Genomic DNA, 19,957 nt, shown 5'->3' with positions numbered 1-19,957 from the left:
CCTCCCCCTGGATGCTCCCGGCGACTCTCTGGACCCGCCGCACCCCATCGTAGAGTCGCGCTCGACTCGTCGGCGATGGGGAGCGGTCACCATCGCGACGATCCACGCCAGCCGGTGAACGACTGCGCGGGACGGACCTCGTTCAGTTGTCCGGGTCGAACTCGAGCATCCCCCGACGCGCCCGATCAGCGACCATCCTGATCGTCGCCATCCCGAGCTCGGCGTTGCGAGCGGCAGCGAGCTCATCGTCGCTCAGCACGCCTCGGCGTCGCAGCTCATCCAACGCCCTCTGCAGCTCGGCCCGCAAGCGGTCGCGCTCCTCCTGTGCGAGGGAGGAGAGCAGGGCGCGCACCTGCTTCTCAGCGCGGCTCACGATGCGGTCCACGCGGCCGCCAGACGCCCGAGGCTTCGCGATCCGCGGGCGGAGAGGCGCATCGTCCTCATCCAGCCGCCTCCTCACGCGGCGCGCGTGCGCGCCGCCCGCCAGGTGCGCCGCCGCCACCCCGAAGACCACGGCGGCGACCGCGAGGTACGGGAGCGGATCGTCCGGTCGCTCGAGGAGCGCCCGCGCCACCAGCAAGGCGCCCATGATCGAGAGCAGCACGGCGAGGAACACGAGGGCGTACTCGACCGGGGATCTCCGGTCGTGCGCTCTGCGGACCAACCAGATCTGCCCGGCCAGGAGCAGGAGGCAGACCACCGCACCCGTCAGCACGTCCGGGGCCGCACCATCGAGGGTGTCCGCTTCGATCGACCGGCGCCCGCGCAGTGCCGCGAGCCCGAAGGCCGACGCGACGATCGAGAGCAGGATGCCCAGCTGCCAGAGCGCTCGTCCCAGGCCGCCGGTCAGCCGGGGGGATGCGGCATCGTCGAGCGCGCTCCGGATGCGGATGACCGTCGTGACGCCCACGCCACTCACCCGGTGGCGGATCGAGCGATGATCGTCGAGCACCACGAACTCGGCCTCGTGCACCGCGGTCTCCGCCGACTTCGGCACGGAACGGATCTCGTCGAGCCACCGCTTCATCGCCGCCATCGGGCGGTCTCCACCGTCGGATCCCACGGGAACGTGCCGACGATCTGGTCGCTCACGGCGCTCCGCCGCGCAGCCGCCTGGTGATGACGTCGTCGTGGATACCGACGCCCGCATCCGACGCCACATCCACCTCCTCCTGGTCGGTCCAGTGCTTCCCTCACGACTGTAGGGGGCCGGCCGCCTCTGATGCGATGGGGACCGCTCCCCATGACCCGCACCGGCGCCCGCCAACGCCGAACGGCCCCCGCCGTGAGGCGAGGGCCGTTCGAGAGGGGTGCTCCGGAGCGCCTAGTTGTAGGTGCCCGGCGTGAAGTCGTCGCTCGAGAACGAGTCGAAGTCGACGAAGGAGAGGTCGGCCTCGGAGAAGGTCGAGTCGTCGGCGAAGATGCGGTTGGGGTACCGCTCGGCCTTCGCCTCCTCGGTGGCCTCGACCGACACGTTGCGGTACGCGGCGAGCCCCGTACCGGCCGGGATCAGCTTTCCGATGATCACGTTCTCCTTCAGACCCAGCAGCGGGTCGCGCTTGCCCTCCATGGCGGCCTGCGTGAGAACGCGGGTCGTCTCCTGGAAGGACGCGGCCGACAGCCACGACTCGGTGGCCAGCGAGGCCTTGGTGATGCCCATGACCTCCTGACGCGCCGAGGCGGTCTTCTTGCCCTCGGACAGCGCGCCGCGGTTCAGCTCGTTGTACTTCGAGCGGTCGACGAGCTCACCGGGCAGCAGGTCGGTCTCGCCGTGGTCGACGACGGTGACCTTGCGCAGCATCTGCCGCACGATGACCTCGATGTGCTTGTCGTGGATCGGCACGCCCTGCGAGCGGTACACGCCCTGCACGCCCTCGACGAGGTGCTGCTGCACGGCGCGGACGCCCTTGACGCGCAGCACCTCCTTCGGGTCGACCGGGCCCACGATGATCTGCTGACCGAGCTCGACGTGCTGGCCGTCCTCGACGAGCATCTGCGAGCGCTTCGAGACGACGTACACGACCTCCTCGTCCCCGTTGTCGGGGGTGAGGATGACGCGGCGCTGCTTGTCCGCATCCTCGATGGTGATGCGTCCGGCGCTCTCCGCGATGGGGCTGGCCATCTTGGGGGTGCGCGCCTCGAACAGCTCGGTCACGCGGGGCAGACCCTGCGTGATGTCGTCGGCCGAGGCCGAACCGCCGGTGTGGAAGGTACGCATCGTGAGCTGCGTTCCGGGCTCACCGATCGACTGCGCCGCGATGATGCCGACGGCCTCACCGAGGTCGACGCGCTGACCGGTGGCCAGCGAGCGGCCGTAGCAGGCGGCGCAGACGCCGACCGCCGACTCGCACGTGAGCACCGAGCGCACCTTGATGGCGCCGACGCCCGCCGCGACGAGGTCGTTGATGAGCACGTCGCCGACGTCGGAGCCGGCCGCCGCGACGACCTCGCCCTTCTCGTTGACGGCATCGGTGGCGAGAGTGCGGGCGAACACGAGGTTCTCCACGTTCTCGTCGCGCACCCACGCGCCGTCGACCTGGTGGGCGAAGGGGAAGTCGAGACCCTTGCTCGTGCCGCAGTCGTCCTCGCGGATGATGACGTCCTGCGCGACGTCGACCAGACGACGGGTGAGGTAGCCCGAGTCGGCGGTGCGCAGAGCGGTGTCGGCGAGACCCTTGCGGGCGCCGTGCGTGGCGATGAAGTACTCGGCGACCGACAGGCCCTCGCGGTACGAGTTGATGATCGGGCGGGCGATGATCTCACCGCGCGGGTTCGAGACGAGGCCTCGCATACCCGCGATGTTTCCGACCTGCAGCCAGTTGCCTCGCGCGCCCGACGTCACCATGCGGTTGATGGTGTTGTCGACCGGGAAGTTGGCCCGCATCTCGTCGTTGACGGCCTTGGTGCCCTCGCTCCAGAGCGCGACGAGCTCGAGACGACGCTCATCGTTGGTGATGAGGCCCTTCTCGAACTGCCCCTGGATCTTCGCCGCCTTCTTCTCGTACTCGGCGACGATCTCCTTCTTCTTCGGCGGGGTGATGACGTCGCTGAGCGCCACGGTGACGCCCGAGCGGGTCGCCCAGTAGAAGCCGGCGTCCTTCACGTTGTCGAGCGTGGCGGCCACGACCGTCTTGGGGTACCGCTCGGCCAGATCGTTGACGATCTGCGAGATGGTGCCCTTGTCGGCGACCTGGTCGACGAACGGGTAGTCCGCCGGCAGCAGCTCGTTGAAGAGGGCCCGCCCGAGGGTGGTCTCCTTCAGCTCGCGACCATCGGCGTACTTCTCGCCGAAGAGGCGGATGCGCGCGACGGCGTTGAGGTGCAGGCTGCCCTGGTCCATGGCCATGGTGGCCTCGGCGATCGTCGAGAAGGCACGGCCCTCACCGGCGGCGCCCTCGCGCACGGTGGTGAGGTGGTGCAGACCGATGATCATGTCCTGCGTGGGCACGGTGACCGGGCGGCCGTCCGAGGGCTTCAGGATGTTGTTGGACGCGAGCATCAGGATGCGCGCCTCCGCCTGGGCCTCGACCGACAGCGGCAGGTGGACGGCCATCTGGTCGCCGTCGAAGTCGGCGTTGAACGCCGCGCAGACGAGCGGGTGCAGCTGGATGGCCTTGCCCTCCACGAGCTGGGGCTCGAACGCCTGGATGCCCAGACGGTGAAGCGTGGGCGCGCGGTTCAGCATGACGGGGCGCTCGCGGATGATCTCCTCGAGCACGTCCCACACCTGCGGACGCGAGCGCTCGACCATGCGCTTGGCGCTCTTGATGTTCTGGGCGTGGCCCAGGTCGATCAGGCGCTTGATCACGAAGGGCTTGAACAGCTCGAGCGCCATCAGCTTGGGCAGACCGCACTGGTGGAGCTTGAGCTGCGGGCCGACGACGATGACCGAACGGCCCGAGTAGTCGACGCGCTTGCCGAGCAGGTTCTGGCGGAACCGGCCCTGCTTGCCCTTGAGCATGTCGCTGAGGCTCTTGAGCGCACGGTTGCCGGTGCCCGTGACGGGACGACCGCGGCGGCCGTTGTCGAACAGCGCGTCGACGGCCTCCTGCAGCATCCGCTTCTCGTTGTTGACGATGATCTCGGGCGCGCCGAGGTCGAGCAGACGACGAAGACGGTTGTTGCGGTTGATCACGCGGCGGTACAGGTCGTTGAGGTCGGAGGTCGCGAAGCGGCCACCGTCCAGCTGCACCATCGGGCGCAGCTCCGGCGGGATGACCGGGACGACGTCGAGCACCATGGCGGCCGGCGAGTTGCCGGTCTGCAGGAACGAGTTGACGACCTTGAGGCGCTTGATCGCACGGATCTTCTTCTGACCCTTGCCGGTCGCGATCTGCTCGTGGAGCAGCTCGCTCTCGGCGGCCAGGTCGAAGGCCTCGAGGCGCTTCTTGATCGCCTCGGCGCCCATGTGCGCCTCGAAGTACAGGCCGTAGCGGTCCTGCAGCTCCTGGAACACCGAGTCCTCGGGCTTGAGGTCGCCGACCTTGAGGGTGCGGAAGTCCTCCCACACGCGCTCGAGCTGGGCGATCTGCTCGTCGAACGACTTGCGGAGCTGACCCATCTCCTTCTCGCCCGAGTCCTTGGCCTTGCGCTTCTGGTCGGCCTTGGCGCCCTCGGCCTCGAGCTCGCCGAGCTCGGTCTCGAGCTTCTGCAGGCGCGAGGCGATCATCGAGTCGCGCTGGTCCTCGAGGGTCTTGACCTCGAGGCGCAGCTCGTTCTCGAGACCGGGGAGGTCGGCGTGGCGACCCTCCTCGTCCACGGAGATGACCATGTACGCGGCGAAGTAGATGACCTTCTCGAGGTCCTTCGGCGCCATGTCGAGCAGGTAGCCCAGGCGCGAGGGAACGCCCTTGAAGTACCAGATGTGCGTGACGGGCGCGGCGAGCTCGATGTGGCCCATGCGCTCGCGGCGCACCGACGACTTCGTGACCTCGACGCCGCATCGCTCGCAGACGATGCCCTTGAAGCGCACCCGCTTGTACTTGCCGCAGGAGCACTCCCAGTCGCGCGACGGGCCGAAGATCTGCTCGCCGAACAGGCCGTCCTTCTCCGGCTTCAGGGTGCGGTAGTTGATCGTCTCCGGCTTCTTGACCTCGCCGTGCGACCAACGACGGATGTCGTCAGCGGTCGCGAGGCCGATCCGGAGCTCATCGAAAGTTGTTGCTTCGAGCACGTGTGTTCTCTTCTTCCGTTAAAACGTCAGTCAGTGAGGCGGTGAGGCCCGGATCAGATCTCGTCGATGGACGAGGACTCGAAGCGGGAGGAGATGTTGATGCCGAGCTCCTCCGCTGCGCGGAAGACCTCGTCGTCGTTGTCCTTGAGGCTCACCGCGGTGCCGTCGGCCGAGAGCACCTCGACGTTCAGGCAGAGCGACTGCATCTCCTTGATGAGCACCTTGAAGCTCTCGGGGATACCCGGCTCCTGGATGTTCTCGCCCTTGACGATCGACTCGTACACCTTCACGCGGCCGAGGATGTCGTCGGACTTGATCGTCAGCAGCTCCTGCAGCGCGTAGGCCGCGCCGTACGCCTCGAGCGCCCAGACCTCCATCTCACCGAAGCGCTGGCCGCCGAACTGGGCCTTACCGCCGAGCGGCTGCTGGGTGATCATCGAGTACGGGCCCGTCGAGCGCGCGTGGATCTTGTCGTCCACGAGGTGGTGCAGCTTCAGGATGTACATGTAGCCCACCGAGATCGGGTCGGGGAACGGCTCGCCCGAGCGGCCGTCGAAGAGACGGGCCTTACCGGTCGAGTCGATCATGCGCACGCCGTCGCGGTTGGGGGTCGTCGAGTCGAGCAGACCGGCGATCTCCTCCTCGCTGGCACCGTCGAACACCGGGGTGGCGACCTTGGTGCCGGGCGCGGCCTCGCGGGCGACCTCGGGCAGACGGTTCGCCCACTCGGGCGCTCCGTCGACCTTCCAGCCGCGCGACGCGGCCCAGCCGAGGTGGATCTCGAGGACCTGGCCGAAGTTCATGCGGCCGGGGACGCCGAGCGGGTTGAGCACGATGTCGACCGGCGTGCCGTCCTCGAGGAACGGCATGTCCTCGACGGGCAGGATCTTCGAGATGACGCCCTTGTTGCCGTGGCGGCCGGCGAGCTTGTCGCCCTCGCTGATCTTGCGCTTCTGGGCGATGTAGACGACCACGCGCTGGTTGACGCCCGAGCCGAGCTCGTCGTCGTTGTCGGCGCTGAACTCCTTGACGCCGATGACGGTGCCCTGCTCGCCGTGGGGCACCTTCAGCGAGGTGTCGCGAACCTCGCGCGACTTCTCGTTGAAGATCGCGCGCAGCAGGCGCTCCTCGGCCGAGAGCTCGGTCTCGCCCTTGGGCGTGACCTTGCCGACGAGGATGTCGCCGGGGCGGACCTCGGCGCCGATGCGGATGATGCCGCGCTCGTCGAGGTCGGCCAGCAGGTCGGGGCTGACGTTGGGGAGGTCACGGGTGATCTCCTCCTTGCCGAGCTTCGTGTCGCGGGCATCCACCTCGTACTCCTCGATGTGGATCGACGAGAGCGTGTCGTCCTTCACGAGGTTCTGGCTGAGGATGATCGCGTCCTCGAAGTTGTGACCCTCCCACGACATGAACGCCACGAGGAGGTTCTTGCCGAGCGCGAGCTCGCCGTTCTCCGTCGCGGGGCCGTCGGCGATGACCTCGCCGGCCTCGACGCGGTCGCCCGCGCTGACGACGACGCGGTGGTTGTAGTTCGTACCCTGGTTCGAGCGGTCGAACTTGCGCAGGAAGTACTGCTGCGTGCCGCCCTCGTCGAGCTGGACGGTGACGACGTCGGCCGAGACCTCGGCGACGACGCCCGCCTTCTCGTTGGTGATGACGTCACCCGCGTCGACGGCCGCGTAGCCCTCCATGCCGGTGCCGACGAGCGGCGACTCGGAGCGGAGCAGCGGAACGGCCTGACGCTGCATGTTGGCGCCCATGAGCGCGCGGTTCGCATCGTCGTGCTCGAGGAAGGGGATGAGCGAGGTCGCGACCGACACCATCTGGCGCGGCGAGACGTCCATGTAGTTGACCTGCTCGTTCGGGACGAGCTCGACCTCGCCGCCCTTGCGGCGGACGAGGACGCGGTCCTCGACGAACTTGCCGTCCTTCGACAGCGGAGCACCGGCCTGGGCGACGACGAAGTCGTCCTCCTCGCTGGCGGTCAGGTAGTCGATCTGCTCGGTGACCTTGCCCTTGACCACGCGGCGGTACGGCGTCTCGATGAAGCCGAACGCGTTGATGCGCGCGAACGAGGCGAGCGAGCCGATGAGGCCGATGTTCGGGCCTTCCGGGGTCTCGATGGGGCACATGCGGCCGTAGTGCGAGGGGTGCACGTCGCGCACCTCGACGCCCGCGCGCTCGCGGCTCAGACCGCCCGGGCCGAGGGCCGAGAGGCGGCGCTTGTGGGTCAGGCCCGCGAGCGGGTTGTTCTGATCCATGAACTGCGACAGCTGCGAGGTGCCGAAGAACTCCTTGATCGCGGCCACGACGGGGCGCACGTTGATCAGGGTCTGCGGGGTGATCGCCTCGATGTCCTGCGTCGTCATGCGCTCGCGCACCACGCGCTCCATGCGGCTGAGACCGGTGCGCACCTGGTTCTGGATGAGCTCGCCCACGGCGCGGATGCGACGGTTGCCGAAGTGGTCGATGTCGTCCACGTCGAGGCGCAGCTCGACGGGCTTGCCGTCGCGCTGGCCGGGCAGGGTCGTGCGGCCCTCGTGCAGCGAGACCATGTAGCGGATGGTCGCCACGATGTCCTCGACGCTGAGCACCGAGTCGCTCAGGGGAGCGTCGACGCCGAGCTTGCGGTTGATCTTGTAGCGACCGACCTTCGCCAGGTCGTAGCGCTTGGAGTTGAAGTAGAAGTTGTCGAGGAGCGCGCGGGCGGCCTCGGCGGCGACCTGCTCTCCCGGACGGAGCTTGCGGTAGATGTCCTTGAGCGCCTCCTCCTTCGTCAGCACGGTGTCCTTCTCGAGCGTCTGCTCGATGGAGTCGTAGCCGGCGAAGGCCTCGCGGATCTCCTCGGTGGTCATGCCGAGGGCCTTGAGGAAGACGGTGACCGACTGCTTGCGCTTGCGGTCGATGCGCACGCCCACCTGGTCGCGCTTGTCGATCTCGAACTCGAGCCAGGCGCCGCGGCTGGGGATGATGCGCGAGGTGTAGATGTCCTTGTCGCTGGTCTTGTCGATCGACCGCTCGAAGTAGACGCCCGGGCTGCGCACGAGCTGCGACACGACGACGCGCTCGGTGCCGTTGATGATGAAGGTGCCGCGCTCGGTCATGAGCGGGAAGTCGCCCATGAACACGGTCTGGGTCTTGATCTCGCCCGTCATGTGGTTCATGAACTCGGCCTCGACGTAGAGGGGGGCGGCGTAGGTCTTGCCGCGCTCCTTGCACTCGTCGATCGAGTACTTCTGCTCTTCGAGGTAGGGGTTCGTGAACGAGAGCTGCATCGTCTCGCCGAGGTCCTCGATCGGGGAGATCTCCTCGAAGATCTCCTCGAGGCCGCTGCGGCCGGGAACATCGGTGCGGCCGGCGGCCTCGGCCTCGGTGACCCGGGCCTTCCAGATGTCGTTGCCGACCAGCCAGTCGAAGCTCTCCGTCTGGAGGGCCAGCAGGTCGGGGACGGTCAGCGTGTCGCTGATCTTGGCGAATGAGAGCCGCGACGCATCGCGGCCGCTCTTGGGGGACTGGGAATTCTTAGCGGTGCGCGAAGCAGCCAAGGAACTAACCTCCGTGGGCGTGGGAGCCCGGATACCGTCGGCGAAGCGACAGATGAACACGGTCGAGTTGAACGCACGGATCCGCACGCGGATCCGGTTCCCAGTCAGGGCCTCGAGGGCCCACCCCGCCGCTATACTCGGGGCACGTCAGCCGACCGTCATGTGACGGCTGACATCATCGGGAGCGCAAACCTCAATACTAGGCGTGCCCCACCCGCCGTGTCCAGTCGGATTCTTGACCTGGTTGGCCGTCTGCGCTATAACCGCGCGATCCCCGCTCCTCCTCCCGCTGTGGCACGCTGATCGCATGCCCTCCGAGCCCCGCGAGACCGTCCTGCCGAGCGGCCTGCGCGCCGTCATCGAGGAGGACCGCTGGGCCGAGGGCAGCTACCAGCTCGTCGTCGACGGCACGCCCCAGTCGCACGTCGATCTCGACGACCCGAGCCGGCTCTTCTTCGAGTACGTGCAGCGCATCGGCCACGTGATCGATGAGTGGGGCGACCCCGGGCAGCCCCTCACCGCGCTGCATCTGGGCGCGGGCGCGCTGACGCTGCCCCGGTACATCCACGCCACCCGACCCGGCTCGCGCCAGCAGGTGATCGAGCTCGACGAGGCGCTCATCGGCTTCGTGCGCGAGCACCTGCCGCTGCCGAGGAGCAGCGGCATCCGCATCCGGTACGGGGATGCCCGTGCCATGCTCGCCCGCCTGCCCGCCGCTCTCACCGGAGCCGTCGACGTCGCCGTGGTCGACGTCTTCGCCGGCGCGCGCATCCCGGCGCACGTCACGAGCCTCGAGTTCTACCAGGAGCTCGGCCGGTTCCTCTCGCCGAGCGGGATCGTGGCCGTCAACATCGCCGACGGCCCTGGCCTGGCGTTCGCGCGCAGCCAGGCCGCGACGCTCGACACCGTCTTCGACGACGTGGCCGCGCTCGCCGAGACGGGCGTGCTCAAGGGCCGCCGCTTCGGCAACGTCGTGCTCGTGGCCGCGAACGGCGCCCTGCCCCTGGAGTGGATGCCGCGGCTCATGGCGCGCGGTCCGCACCCGGCGACGGTCACGAGCGGGCGCGACCTGCGCAACTGGATCGCCGGAGCGCCGATCGTGACCGATCAGACCGCGGTGCCCTCGCCGACGCCGAACCGCACGCTGTTCGCGACCAAGCGCGGCGACTGACCGCGGCGAGCGCGGCGACCGCGGGCCTCAGACGACGCGGCGGCTGATGGCCTCGGGCGCGGAGGCGTGCACGACCGTCGAGCGCAGACGTTCGAGCGCCCGCAGGATCGAGCGCTGATCGCGCGGGCTCGCGCTGGACCCGGCGAGGGTGAGCGTGATGAGCCGGATGAAGACGTCGAAGTCGCTCTCGGTCAGCCGGAACGGCGAGTGCGCCGCGCGGATGGTGCGGCCGCCGTACTCCTCGGTGCCGCCGAGCAGGGCGGAGAAGAACATCGTGCGATGGCGGTTGAGCTCGACCTCGTCGACCTCGTCGAAGTAGTGACCGATGTCCGGGTCCTCCCGGACCCGCACCGCGAGATCCTCGACCAGGGCCTCCACCCCGTCGCGGCCGCCGAGCCGCTGGAACAGTGCCACGCGCGCGCTCCCCCTCTCGCTCCGTCGGGTCCGGACGAGAGAGACGTTATCTCCTCGCCCGACGGGAGCAAACCCCCCGAAGGGGATGACGTCGAGATTTCGTCACGGCGCGCACGGGTCGCCATCAGGCCGGCGCGCGACAGTGGATGCCCGCCCGTCGTCCGCCGTCAGGAGACGTCATGCCGCAGTACCGCTCCGCCCACCGCGCCGCCCTCCGCTCCGCCTCGAGACCCGCTCTGCGCCCCGCTCTCGGGCTCGGCGCGACCGCCGCCCTCCTGCTCGCCGGCTGCGCCGCCCCCGCGCCCGAGCGCGCGCCCGCCGCCGTGCCCCGTCCGCCCGCGACGAGCACCCCGGCTCCCGATCCGCAGGCGGTCGAGCCGCTCGCGCCCACCGGCGAGGTCGAGATGCTCGTCTCCGGCCTCTCGGCTCCGTGGTCGGTCGTGCCGCTCGCGAACGGCTCGGCGCTCATCACCGAGCGCGACGGCGCGCGCATCCTCGAGGCGACGGCGTCGGGCGAGGTGCGCGAGGTGGGCACGGTGCCCGGGGTCGTGCCGGGCGGCGAGGGCGGACTGCTGGGCATCGCCGTTCCCGAGGGCGAGGCCCCGGTCGTGTACGCCTACCTCACCGCGGCCGACGACAACCGCATCGTGCGCCTGCCGCTCGGCGGCGGGGCGGGCTCGCTGACGCTGGGGGAGGTCGAGGAGGTGCTCACGGGCATCCCGAAGAACACGACCCACAACGGCGGGCGCATCGCCTTCGGCCCCGATGGGATGCTCTACGCGACCGTCGGCGACGCGCAGCAGGTCGATGCGGCGCAGGATCCGGCGTCGCTCTCGGGCAAGATCCTGCGCATGACGCCGGACGGCGCGGCACCCGACGACAACCCGATGCCGGGCTCGCTCGTCTACTCGATGGGGCACCGCAACCCGCAGGGCCTCGCCTGGGACTCCGAGGGCGGAATGTGGGCGGCCGAGTTCGGCCAGAACACGTGGGACGAGCTCAACCGCATCGAGCCGGGCGCGAACTACGGCTGGCCGATCGTCGAGGGCGAGGGCGGCGACGACCGCTTCGTCGATCCGGTGGTGCAGTGGGCGACCGACGACGCGAGCCCGAGCGGCATCGCGATCGTCGGCGGCACGGTCTTCATCGCGAACCTGCGCGGCGAGCGGCTGTGGGCGGTCGACGTCGACGGCGGCGAGCCCCGGCCGTCGTTCGTCGGCGAGCTCGGGCGACTGCGCGATGCGGTCGCGGCCCCCGACGGCTCCCTGTGGATGCTCACCAACAACACCGACGGACGCGGCGCTCCGCGCGAGGGCGACGACCGCCTCGTGCGCATCGAGCTCGGCCCCGCCGCCTGAGCGGCCGCCCGGCACGGCCCGGCGAGCCGGAGCGGCGCGCGGCGCGGCCGCCGCGAGCGTCGGTCGCGCCGCCTACCCTGAACGGGTGAGCGAGTTGGATCGGGTGCGCGTCTGGGCCGAGGCCCTCATCCGCCTGCACCTCGACCCGATCGATTCCGACCCGCCCTGGAGCTTCGGCTTCGACCACGCCACCCGCCGCGCGGGCCTGTGCAACTACACGGACAAGCGCATCACCGTCTCGCGCCATCTCGCGGCGCGCTGGGACGATGACGAGATCCACCAGACGCTGCTGCACGAGGTGGCCCACGCGCTCGCCGGGCCCGGCACCAATCACGGGCCGGAGTGGAAGCGCATCGCCGCCGAGCTCGGCTACGTCGGCGGCACGACGCACACGGGCCCGGTCGCCGAGGAGCGGGCGCGGTGGCGCGGCCACTGCCCGAGCGGGCACGAGCACGTGCGGTTCCGCCGGCCGGCGAAGCCCGTCTCCTGCGGGAAGTGCTCGCGCACCTTCAGCCGCGCGCACCTCATCCGCTGGACGGACGCGAGGGCGGGAGCCTGAGCTCCCGCCCTCGCGGTGGTCGTGCAGCGCGCGGTGCGCGCGAGTCGGTCGTTACTCCGAGACGCTGACTTCCTTCCAGAAGGCCACGTAGTTCGAGTAGTCCTTGCCGACGCGGTCGAACGAGGTCGGGATGGGGGTCGGGTAGCTCCAGGCGCGGTCCTGCAGCTTCTGGCCGTCGACGACGACGGTGAAGTACTGCGTGTCGCCCTTCCACGGGCAGTGGTACGGCGTGGGGCTCTTCTCGAGCAGTTCGCTCTTGACGCTCGAGGGCGGGAAGTACCAGTTGCCCTCGATCTGGATGAGCTCCTCCTGCGGAGCCTCGGCGATGACGGTGCCGTTGACGTGAGCCTTCATAGTGTTCCTCCCGGGGGTTCGGTGGTCCTTCAGGGGAACGCTAGGCGGCGGGGCTGAATTCCCGCAGGACGACGAGCGCGGGCTCCTCGAGGCGGGCGCGGGCCTCGGCGACCGCCTGCGGGCCGGATGCCGCGGCCAGCGCGCGGCCGGCCGTCGAGGCGGTGAGCATGTGCCCGACGGCGCCGCGCAGGCCCTGGAAGGCGGCGGCCGCCGCGGCGGCCTCCGGGCTGGTGGCGTCGATGCCGACCGCGCCGAGCGCGTCGACGATCGCCCCGGCGAGCAGCACGTCCTCGACCGGGAACCCCTCGGGGCTCTGCGCCGGCGCACCCGCCGCGACGACGGCGACCATGGTGCGCTCGCCGCGCTCGGCCTGCAGCGCGAGCAGGCGCTGGGCGATCGCACCGGCGGCGCCGAGCCGGGCGTCGATGACCTCGAGGCGGTGGGGAAGGGCATCCACCGGCACCGGCTCGGCCGCGATCGCGTCGCACCAGACGAGCAGGTGCGCGGAGGCGCCGATGCGGCGAGCGCCGTCGAGGCCGACGTCGAACCGCACCTGGTAGCGCTCCTGCGCGGCGGGGTCGGCGGGGTCGAGCGGGGCGGCGGGGGCGGGGGTCGCGGCGGCGGGTCGGGCGTCGGTCACAGGTCGATGGTAGCCAGCGGGCGCAGACTGGGGCCCATGCGCGTCACCCTTCGTCTTCAGCTCGACTGCCCGCCCGATGCGGCGTGGGAGGCCGTGCACTCCCCCGCGGTGTTCCGCGCGGTCTCCGGCCCCCTCACCCGGGCCGCCTCGCTCGAGCCGGGCGGGTTCCCCGAGCGCTGGGCCGACGAGGAGCACCGCGTGCGCCTGACCCTGCTGGGCGTCGTGCCGATGGGCTCGCAGCTGATCCGGCTGTCGGATGAGACGGTCGCCCTGCCGGGCGGCAGCGTCGAGCGCGTCGTGCACGACCGGGGCGGGCCGCTCTCCGGCGGGATGCGCGTGGTGCGCCGCTGGCATCACCGCATGGCGGTGCGCGACGACGGCCGCGGGCGCACGGCGTTCCACGACACGCTCGACATCGGGGCGGGCATCCTGACCCCCGTGGCCTGGATCGGGTTCTGGGTCTTCTGGCAGCTTCGGGCGCGCCAGCTGCGGCGGCTCGCCCCGGGCTGGGCGCGGCGGTTCGCCGCCTGAGCGGCTCCCCCGAGTCGTCGGCTGCCCCCTCCTCGGCGGGGCAGACTGGGCGCATGGCCCCCGCTGACTCCCCCGCCCCCGCCGCCCGCTCGGCGCTCGAGGTGGCGAGCTGGCGGCGCGCGACCTTCTCGATCTACGAGAAGGTGCGCCGCGCCACCGACCTCGAGTCGGCGCACGACCTCTGGCGGCGCGAGCGCGACCGGCTCTTCCTCGAGCACCCCGCCTCGCCCCTGCTGCCGGAGGACCGCGCGCGCTTCACCGGCCTGCGCGTCAAGCCCTACGACCGCGCCTGGCGCGTCGAGGCCGTCATCGAGCAGGCCGAGCCCGCATCCCTCGACGTGCCCACCGGCACCGACGGCGTCGTGCCCTTCGAGCGCATCGGCGTCGTCGGCGTGCCCGGCGTCGGCTCTCTCGACGTGTGGCGGCTGCGCAGCTACGGCGGCGGGCTGTTCATCCCCGTGAAGGATGCCCTGTCGCGGGTCGAGGGCGGTACCTACGGCGGCGGCCGCTACCTCATCGACTCGATCAAGGGCGCCGACCTCGGCCCCGGCCGGGACGCGGGCTCGATCACGCTCGACTTCAACTTCGCCTACAACCCCTCGTGCGCCTACGACCCCGCGTGGGCCTGCCCGCTCGCACCGATCGGCAACACCGTCGACGTCGAGATCCCCGTGGGCGAGCGCTACGGCGACGGGCGGGCGACGCTGGCGTGAGCGCGTCCGGGCCGGCTGCCGCTGGGCCGCATCGGCCGGCCGACTCGGCCGAGCTGGCCGCGGTGTGGGATGCCCGCTACGGCGCCGTCGACCGGCTGTGGAGCGGACGGGCGAACCCGGTGCTCGTGGCCGAGGCGGCCGAGCTGCCCTCGGGACGGGCGCTGGACGCCGGCTGCGGTGAGGGCGACGACGCCCTCTGGCTCGCCGCGCGCGGATGGACGGTGCTCGGGGTCGACCTCTCGTCGGTCGCGGTCGCCCGCGCCACCGCCGAGGCCGCGCGGGTGGGGCTCGCGCCGCGTGCGAGCTTCGCGCAGCGGGACCTCTCGGTCGATCCTCCGGCGGTCGGGGCGTTCGACCTCGTCTCGGCCCAGCATCTTCACGTGCTGCCCGAGCACCGCGGGGCGATCTACGGAGGCCTCGCGCGCGCCGTGCGCCCGGGCGGCACCCTGCTGATGGTGCTGCACGACCGGCGCGACCTCGCGGCGGGAGTGCGGCATCCCCCGCCCTTCTCGATGCTCTCCGAGGACGAGCTGCGGGCCGTCGCCGAGGGGTTCGCATCGAGCACCGTCGAGCTGCGCGCCCGGTCGACGGTCGCGCGCGACGGCTCGCCGGCGACGGCGCACGATCTCGTGCTGCGCGCGATGCGATAGCGCGGTCGACGAGAGCGGTGCGCGGTGAGCCGCGCCGCCCCGCGCGGCCCCGACCGCGGCCGGCCGGCCGCCGGTGACGGACGACGAGAGACAGCCGCCGACCGGCGACCGGCGACCGGCGACCGAGCATGCCTCCCTTCCGGCGTCCTTCCACAACCGCGGAACGAGTGAAACAGATTCAGCCGATCCGCAGTTGTGGAAGGCGCCGCGGGAGGAGAGGCCCGCCACCAGCGTCGGCCGCCCGGGGGACGCCACGCGGACGCCGGGGTGCCATGACCGTGCCACCGTCAGGCGATGGGCTCGAGGCGGAGGGCGTCGAGGAGCCCCGCACGGAGGCCGGGGAGGAGTGCCGCGGAGGGCGACCTGCTACGGTGGAGGTACTAGCGAAGCCATGACGGCTTCCCTGCGTCGTAGAACGCTTCCTCATCTCGCACCCGCGCACCGACTCGCGCGCCGCGATTCGATACTTTCTCACGGCGAACTGATTGCGGCCATCGCCGCCGTCGCCATCCGAATCCCGTGCCGTCCTTCGCGACGAGCGCCGCGCATCCTGACCGTCCGGTCCGCGTGCGCCGGGATCATGCATGCCCGAAAGGCACCACCATGAGCACCACTGCAACCTTCAGCGCCCTCGGCGTTCCGTACCCCCTCGTCGAGGTCCTCACCGCGCAGGGCAAGGTCGACGCCTTCCCCATCCAGGTCGACACCCTGCCCGACACGCTCGCCGGCCGCGACGTGCTCGGCCGCGGCAAGACCGGCTCGGGCAAGACCCTCGCCTTCTCCATCCCGATGATCGCCCGCCTCGGCACGCGCCTCGCCGGCGGCAGCCGCCGCCCGGGCCGCCCGCTCGGCATGGTGCTCGCGCCGACCCGCGAGCTCGCCACGCAGATCAACGCCGTGCTCGAGCCGCTCGCCAAGGCCTACGGCCTGACCACGACGACGATCTTCGGCGGCGTCTCGCAGAGCCGCCAGGTCTCGGCGCTGCGCGCCGGCGTCGACATCATCGTCGCCTGCCCCGGCCGCCTCGAAGACCTCATGAAGCAGAAGTTCGTCTCGCTCGACGCGGTCGAGATCACCGTGCTCGACGAGGCCGACCACATGGCCGACCTCGGGTTCCTGCCCGGCGTGACCCGCATCATGAAGGCCACCCCCGAGGACGGCCAGCGCCTGCTGTTCAGCGCGACCCTCGACAACGGCGTGGACAAGCTCGTCAAGCAGTTCCTCCACACGCCCGTTATGCACTCCGTCGACGAGGCCAACTCGCCCGTCGCCGCCATGACCCACCACGTGTTCGAGGTCGCCGGCGTCGACGAGAAGAAGCGCATGATCACCGCGCTCGCCTCGGGCCAGGGCCGCCGCATCCTCTTCATGCGCACCAAGCACCAGGCCAAGAAGCTCGCCAAGAGCCTCACCGAGCAGGGCATCCCCGCCGTCGACCTGCACGGCAACCTGTCGCAGCCGGCCCGCGACCGCAACCTCGCCGCCTTCGGCGACGGCAGCGTGCGCGTGCTCGTCGCCACCGACGTCGCCGCGCGCGGCGTGCACGTCGACGACATCGAGCTGGTCATCCACGTCGACCCGCCCATGGAGCACAAGGCGTACCTGCACCGCTCGGGCCGCACCGCCCGCGCCGGCTCGGAGGGCGACGTCGTCACGATCGTGCTGCCCGAGCAGCGCCGCGACACCGCCACCCTGCTGAAGAAGGCCGCGATCTCGGTGCAGCCGCAGCAGGTCACCGCCGACTCGGCCCCCGTGCACCGCCTCATCGGCGAGGTCGCGGCCCCCGTCGCCTTCGACGCGCTGCCCGCCGTGCTGCGCCGCCAGCCCGAGGGCGGCGGACGCTCGCAGGGCGCCAACGCCCAGCGCAAGCGCACCGCCCGCGAGGGCGCGCCCGCCGGTCAGGGCGGCCGCGGACGCGGCGGCAACGGCGGCTCCGGCCGCGATGGCCGCGGCGGACGTCCGGCCCAGGGCGGCTCCGGCGGCTCGACCGCGGGCGGGGAGCGCCGTCAGGCGGCTCCGGCCCGCGCGGGCGGCAGCGCCCCGGCCCACCGCTCCGAGGGCGCCCGCGCCGAGGCTCCGGCCGCGGCGCCGCGCACCCGCCAGGGTTCGCGCCGGGCATCCGCGCCCAGCGGCGGCGGTCAGGGCGGCCTGCGCGTCGGCCAGGTCGTGCGCTCCAACAGCACCGGCGGCCAGCGCCGCGGGCGCTAGCACCGCAGTCCTCCCGAACGGCCCCGTCCCCGCGATCGCGCGGTGACGGGGCCGTTCGCATGCGTCGGCCGTCGATCGGAGAGCGGTTCCGACGAATCCTCTAGGATCAGGGGATGAGCGAGACCATCCGCCCCGCGACCATCGACGACGCCCCCGCCCTCGGCGCCCTGCACGTGGCGTGCTGGCGCGAGGCGTACGCCGGGCACCTGAGCGCCGAGTTCCTGGCCCGGGAGACGCCCGAGTCGAGCGCCGAGCGCTGGGTGCGGACGATCACGCGGGTCGTGGGCGAGGGCGGCGCCCCTCCCCTCCTCGCCGAGCTCGACGGCGCGCTGCTCGGCTTCGCGATGGGCGGCCCCGCCCGCCTCGAGAAGGCCCCGCGCGACACCGAGCTCTACGCGCTGTACACGCGCGCATCCACCCACGGCTCGGGCCTCGGGCAGCGCCTGCTCGACGCGGCGATCGGCGGGCGCCCCGCCTTCCTCGGCGTGCTCGACCGCAACCCCCGCGCGACCGCCTTCTACGAGCGCAACGGCTTCCGCTTCGACGGGACGACCGCGATCCTGCCCGAGTTCGAGAATCAGATCGAGCGGCGGATGGTGCGCTGAGCAGCCTCCCCGGCGAGCGCCGCTAGCCTCGGGCCGTGCCCGAACGCCCTGCCCCGGCCCCCGCGGCCGACCCCGCCGCCGGCCGCGCCGCCGGCCGCGCCGCCGCGCCCCGCTTCGCCCTGCGCGAGGCGCGGCTCGACGACGCCCCCGCGATCGCGCGCCTGCACATGGCCTGCTGGGCCGAGACGTACGCCGGCGTGCTCGACGCGGCCTTCCTCGCCGAGAGCACGGTCGAGCGCGCGACCGCCGAATGGCGCGGGATGCTCGCCGCCGGCTCGGCCGAGCGCACGGTGCCCGGCTCGCGCATCCTGCTCGCGCTCGACGACGGCGACGAGCTCGTCGGCCTCGCCCGCAGCGCACCCGCGGAGGAGCCCGACGCCGTGCGCCCCGAGAAGCTCGACAGCCTCTACACGCGGGCCCGCACGCACGGCTCGGGCCTCGGCGCGCTGCTGCTCGACGGCGTGCTCGGCGACCGCCCCGCGTACCTCTGGATCGTCACGGCCAACGTGCGGGCCGAGCGCTTCTACGCCAAGCACGGCTTCGCGCTCGACGGCACGGGTCACCCGTACGCGCCCTGGCACGACGCGCACTGCAGCCGCATGGTGCGCTGAGGCGCGGCCCGCGACGGGCATCCCGACCCGGATCGGCGGGCGGGGGCGCTGATCAGGGCAGCGCGCCCACCGAGGCGAGGGCCGAACGCAGCAGCACGCCGCGGCCGCCCTCCATCTCGGCGACGACGCGGTCGGAGGCCGCCTCCTCGGGGGTGAGCCAGGTGAGCTCGAGGGCGTCCTGACGCGGGTCGCAGGTGCCCGTGACCGGCACCACGTAGGCGAGGGAGACGGCGTGCTGGCGGTCGTCGTGGAAGCGCGAGACGCCCGGCATCGGGAAGTACTCCGCGACGTGGAACGGCGTGGGCGAGATCGGCAGCTGCGGGAACGCCATGGGCCCGAGGTCCTTCTCGAGGTGGCGGAAGAGCGCGTCGCGCAGGGTCTCGCCGTACATGACGCGCCCCGAGACGAGCGTGCGGGTCATCGAGCCGGCGGGGTTGACGCGCAGCAGCACGCCCACCTCGGTGACCTGCCCCATGCCGTCGACGCGCACCGGCACGGCCTCCACGTAGAGCAGCGGCAGGCGGCGGCGGATCTGCTCGAGCTCGTCATCCGACAGCCAGCCGGGGTTCGGGTCGGGGGTGCGCGTGTTGGCCATGGTGCCCATTCTCACCCGAAACCCCCGCCGCTCCCGCCCCCGCGCCCGGGCGGGTCGGCGCACATCGGCGCGCGGGTCGGCCCGGGGCGGCGCCGGACCGTGCGGCTCGGGGCGCGGCGCGGGGCCGGCCCGGGCATCCAGGCGCGCCTGCCACGATGGCCGCATGAGCGCGATGCAGCTGATCGACGAGTCCGCCATCATGTGGTCGGCCCCGGCCGCCGAGCGCGCCGGCCGCCCGCTGCTCGTTCTGCTGCACGGCTACGGCAGCCACGAGGGCGACCTCTTCGGCCTCGCCCCGCACCTGCCGCTGCAGCCCGTCATCGCGAGCCTGCGGGCGCCGCTGCGCGAGGGCCTCGGCTACGCCTGGTACGGGCTCGACCCGCAGCTGAACGCCGACCGCGCGGAGGGCGCCGACGCCGCCGCGCGCGGGGTGCTGCACTGGCTCGACGGGCAGCAGGCGACGAGCGTGGGGCTGCTCGGCTTCAGCCAGGGAGGGGCGGTCGCCCTGCAGCTGCTGCGCCACGCCCCCGAGCGCTTCGCCTACGCCGTCAGCCTCGCCGGCTTCGTGGTGGCGGGCGAGGCACCGGCGGATGCTCGGCTCGCCGCCGCGCGCCCGCCCGTGTTCTGGGGCCGCGGCACGCACGACGAGGTCATCCCCGACGCCTTCGTCGCGGCGACGCAGCGCTGGCTGCCCGAGCACGTCGAGCTGACGGAGCGCATCTACGAGGGGCTCGGGCACGGCGTGAGCGAGCCGGAGCTCGCCGACGTGCTCGGCTTCCTGCGCCCGTTCTACCGCCCGAGCGCCGGCTGAGTGCCGCCCAGCGCGGTGT

General features: G+C 71.8%; 17 protein-coding genes. 10 read left to right on the top strand and 7 right to left on the bottom strand.

All coding sequences use genetic code 11. The features are described 5' to 3' along the window. Positions 1–142: 142 nt before the first annotated feature. From OVN18_RS06380 to rpoB, 3 genes are all read right to left on the bottom strand, one after another. Positions 143–1,036, bottom strand: a complete 894-nt coding sequence (locus tag OVN18_RS06380; protein ID WP_267782785.1) for a hypothetical protein — start codon at positions 1,034–1,036, stop codon at positions 143–145. 288 nt (positions 1,037–1,324) lie between these two features. Then, the gene (rpoC, locus tag OVN18_RS06375) at positions 1,325–5,173 is read right to left on the bottom strand and encodes a DNA-directed RNA polymerase subunit beta' (RefSeq protein WP_267738788.1); all 3,849 of its coding nucleotides are present in this window, start codon (positions 5,171–5,173) and stop codon (positions 1,325–1,327) included. A gap of 53 nt (positions 5,174–5,226) precedes the next feature. Beyond that, positions 5,227–8,718, bottom strand: a complete 3,492-nt coding sequence (gene rpoB / locus OVN18_RS06370; RefSeq protein WP_267782783.1) for a DNA-directed RNA polymerase subunit beta — start codon at positions 8,716–8,718, stop codon at positions 5,227–5,229. Positions 8,719–9,025: 307 nt separating this feature from the next. Here rpoB and OVN18_RS06365 point away from each other — a divergent pair, with 307 nt between their 5' ends. Further along, entirely contained in the window at positions 9,026–9,889 is an 864-nt protein-coding gene (locus OVN18_RS06365; protein WP_267782782.1) for a spermidine synthase, read from the top strand. 27 nt (positions 9,890–9,916) lie between these two features. Here the strand turns inward: OVN18_RS06365 and OVN18_RS06360 are convergent, their stop codons facing one another. Beyond that, entirely contained in the window at positions 9,917–10,303 is a 387-nt protein-coding gene (locus OVN18_RS06360; RefSeq protein WP_267738785.1) for a group I truncated hemoglobin, read from the bottom strand. 179 nt (positions 10,304–10,482) lie between these two features. Here OVN18_RS06360 and OVN18_RS06355 point away from each other — a divergent pair, with 179 nt between their 5' ends. Next, a complete protein-coding gene (locus OVN18_RS06355; protein ID WP_267782781.1) occupies positions 10,483–11,661 on the top strand; it encodes a PQQ-dependent sugar dehydrogenase in 1,179 nt (392 codons plus the stop codon). 85 nt (positions 11,662–11,746) lie between these two features. Further along, the gene (locus OVN18_RS06350) at positions 11,747–12,220 is read left to right on the top strand and encodes a SprT-like domain-containing protein (protein WP_267782780.1); all 474 of its coding nucleotides are present in this window, start codon (positions 11,747–11,749) and stop codon (positions 12,218–12,220) included. A gap of 51 nt (positions 12,221–12,271) precedes the next feature. Here OVN18_RS06350 and OVN18_RS06345 read toward each other — a convergent pair whose 3' ends face one another. Both OVN18_RS06345 and OVN18_RS06340 read right to left on the bottom strand, forming a co-directional pair. After that, complete coding sequence (locus tag OVN18_RS06345; RefSeq protein ID WP_168914870.1) at positions 12,272–12,574, bottom strand: DUF427 domain-containing protein; 303 nt, start codon at positions 12,572–12,574, stop codon at positions 12,272–12,274. A gap of 40 nt (positions 12,575–12,614) precedes the next feature. Next, positions 12,615–13,214, bottom strand: a complete 600-nt coding sequence (locus tag OVN18_RS06340; RefSeq protein WP_267782778.1) for a hypothetical protein — start codon at positions 13,212–13,214, stop codon at positions 12,615–12,617. Positions 13,215–13,250: 36 nt separating this feature from the next. Between OVN18_RS06340 and OVN18_RS06335 the strand changes: the two genes are divergently transcribed. The 6 genes from OVN18_RS06335 to OVN18_RS06310 all read left to right on the top strand — a co-directional run bounded on the left by OVN18_RS06335 (position 13,251) and on the right by OVN18_RS06310 (position 18,532). Beyond that, a complete protein-coding gene (locus OVN18_RS06335; protein ID WP_267782776.1) occupies positions 13,251–13,745 on the top strand; it encodes a hypothetical protein in 495 nt (164 codons plus the stop codon). Positions 13,746–13,798: 53 nt separating this feature from the next. Continuing rightward, positions 13,799–14,458 carry a DUF1684 domain-containing protein gene (locus tag OVN18_RS06330; protein WP_267782775.1) on the top strand — a complete coding sequence of 220 codons (660 nt, stop codon included), beginning with the start codon at positions 13,799–13,801 and terminating at the stop codon, positions 14,456–14,458. Further along, on the top strand, positions 14,455–15,108 hold the full coding sequence (locus OVN18_RS06325; protein ID WP_267782773.1) for an SAM-dependent methyltransferase: 654 nt from the start codon (positions 14,455–14,457) through the stop codon (positions 15,106–15,108). The genes OVN18_RS06330 and OVN18_RS06325 overlap by 4 nt, the downstream gene beginning before the upstream one ends. A gap of 603 nt (positions 15,109–15,711) precedes the next feature. Then, a complete protein-coding gene (locus OVN18_RS06320; protein WP_267782771.1) occupies positions 15,712–17,316 on the top strand; it encodes a DEAD/DEAH box helicase in 1,605 nt (534 codons plus the stop codon). Positions 17,317–17,429: 113 nt separating this feature from the next. Beyond that, positions 17,430–17,921 (top strand): GNAT family N-acetyltransferase, encoded by a 492-nt coding sequence (locus tag OVN18_RS06315; RefSeq protein ID WP_267738776.1) that lies wholly within the window; start codon positions 17,430–17,432, stop codon positions 17,919–17,921. Between the two features lie 35 nt (positions 17,922–17,956). After that, positions 17,957–18,532, top strand: a complete 576-nt coding sequence (locus tag OVN18_RS06310) for a GNAT family N-acetyltransferase (protein WP_267782769.1) — start codon at positions 17,957–17,959, stop codon at positions 18,530–18,532. A 52-nt stretch (positions 18,533–18,584) separates the two neighbouring features. Here the strand turns inward: OVN18_RS06310 and OVN18_RS06305 are convergent, their stop codons facing one another. Then, entirely contained in the window at positions 18,585–19,127 is a 543-nt protein-coding gene (locus OVN18_RS06305; RefSeq protein ID WP_267738773.1) for an NUDIX hydrolase family protein, read from the bottom strand. 163 nt (positions 19,128–19,290) lie between these two features. Between OVN18_RS06305 and OVN18_RS06300 the strand changes: the two genes are divergently transcribed. Continuing rightward, complete coding sequence (locus OVN18_RS06300; protein WP_267738772.1) at positions 19,291–19,938, top strand: alpha/beta hydrolase; 648 nt, start codon at positions 19,291–19,293, stop codon at positions 19,936–19,938. Positions 19,939–19,957 lie beyond the last annotated feature (19 nt).

Origin of the sequence: Microcella daejeonensis (assembly GCF_026625045.1) — a bacterium.
Classification (GTDB): Bacteria; Actinomycetota; Actinomycetes; order Actinomycetales; family Microbacteriaceae; genus Microcella; species Microcella daejeonensis.
Note: the sequence above shows the minus strand (reverse complement) of the source record. Positions and strands in the feature narration are given on the sequence as shown.

Excerpts from the sequence above, each read along its gene's own strand:
- OVN18_RS06355 (WP_267782781.1), top strand. The coding sequence starts at position 10,483 with ATGCCGCAGTACCGCTCCGCCCACCGCGCCGCCCTCCGCTCCGCCTCG.
- OVN18_RS06300 (WP_267738772.1), top strand. The coding sequence starts at position 19,291 with ATGAGCGCGATGCAGCTGATCGACGAGTCCGCCATCATGTGGTCGGCC.
- OVN18_RS06380 (WP_267782785.1), bottom strand. The coding sequence starts at position 1,036 with ATGGCGGCGATGAAGCGGTGGCTCGACGAGATCCGTTCCGTGCCGAAG.
- OVN18_RS06305 (WP_267738773.1), bottom strand. The coding sequence starts at position 19,127 with ATGGCCAACACGCGCACCCCCGACCCGAACCCCGGCTGGCTGTCGGAT.
- OVN18_RS06315 (WP_267738776.1), top strand. The coding sequence starts at position 17,430 with ATGAGCGAGACCATCCGCCCCGCGACCATCGACGACGCCCCCGCCCTC.
- OVN18_RS06345 (WP_168914870.1), bottom strand. The coding sequence starts at position 12,574 with ATGAAGGCTCACGTCAACGGCACCGTCATCGCCGAGGCTCCGCAGGAG.
- OVN18_RS06365 (WP_267782782.1), top strand. The coding sequence starts at position 9,026 with ATGCCCTCCGAGCCCCGCGAGACCGTCCTGCCGAGCGGCCTGCGCGCC.
- OVN18_RS06330 (WP_267782775.1), top strand. The coding sequence starts at position 13,799 with ATGGCCCCCGCTGACTCCCCCGCCCCCGCCGCCCGCTCGGCGCTCGAG.
- OVN18_RS06320 (WP_267782771.1), top strand. The coding sequence starts at position 15,712 with ATGAGCACCACTGCAACCTTCAGCGCCCTCGGCGTTCCGTACCCCCTC.
- OVN18_RS06335 (WP_267782776.1), top strand. The coding sequence starts at position 13,251 with ATGCGCGTCACCCTTCGTCTTCAGCTCGACTGCCCGCCCGATGCGGCG.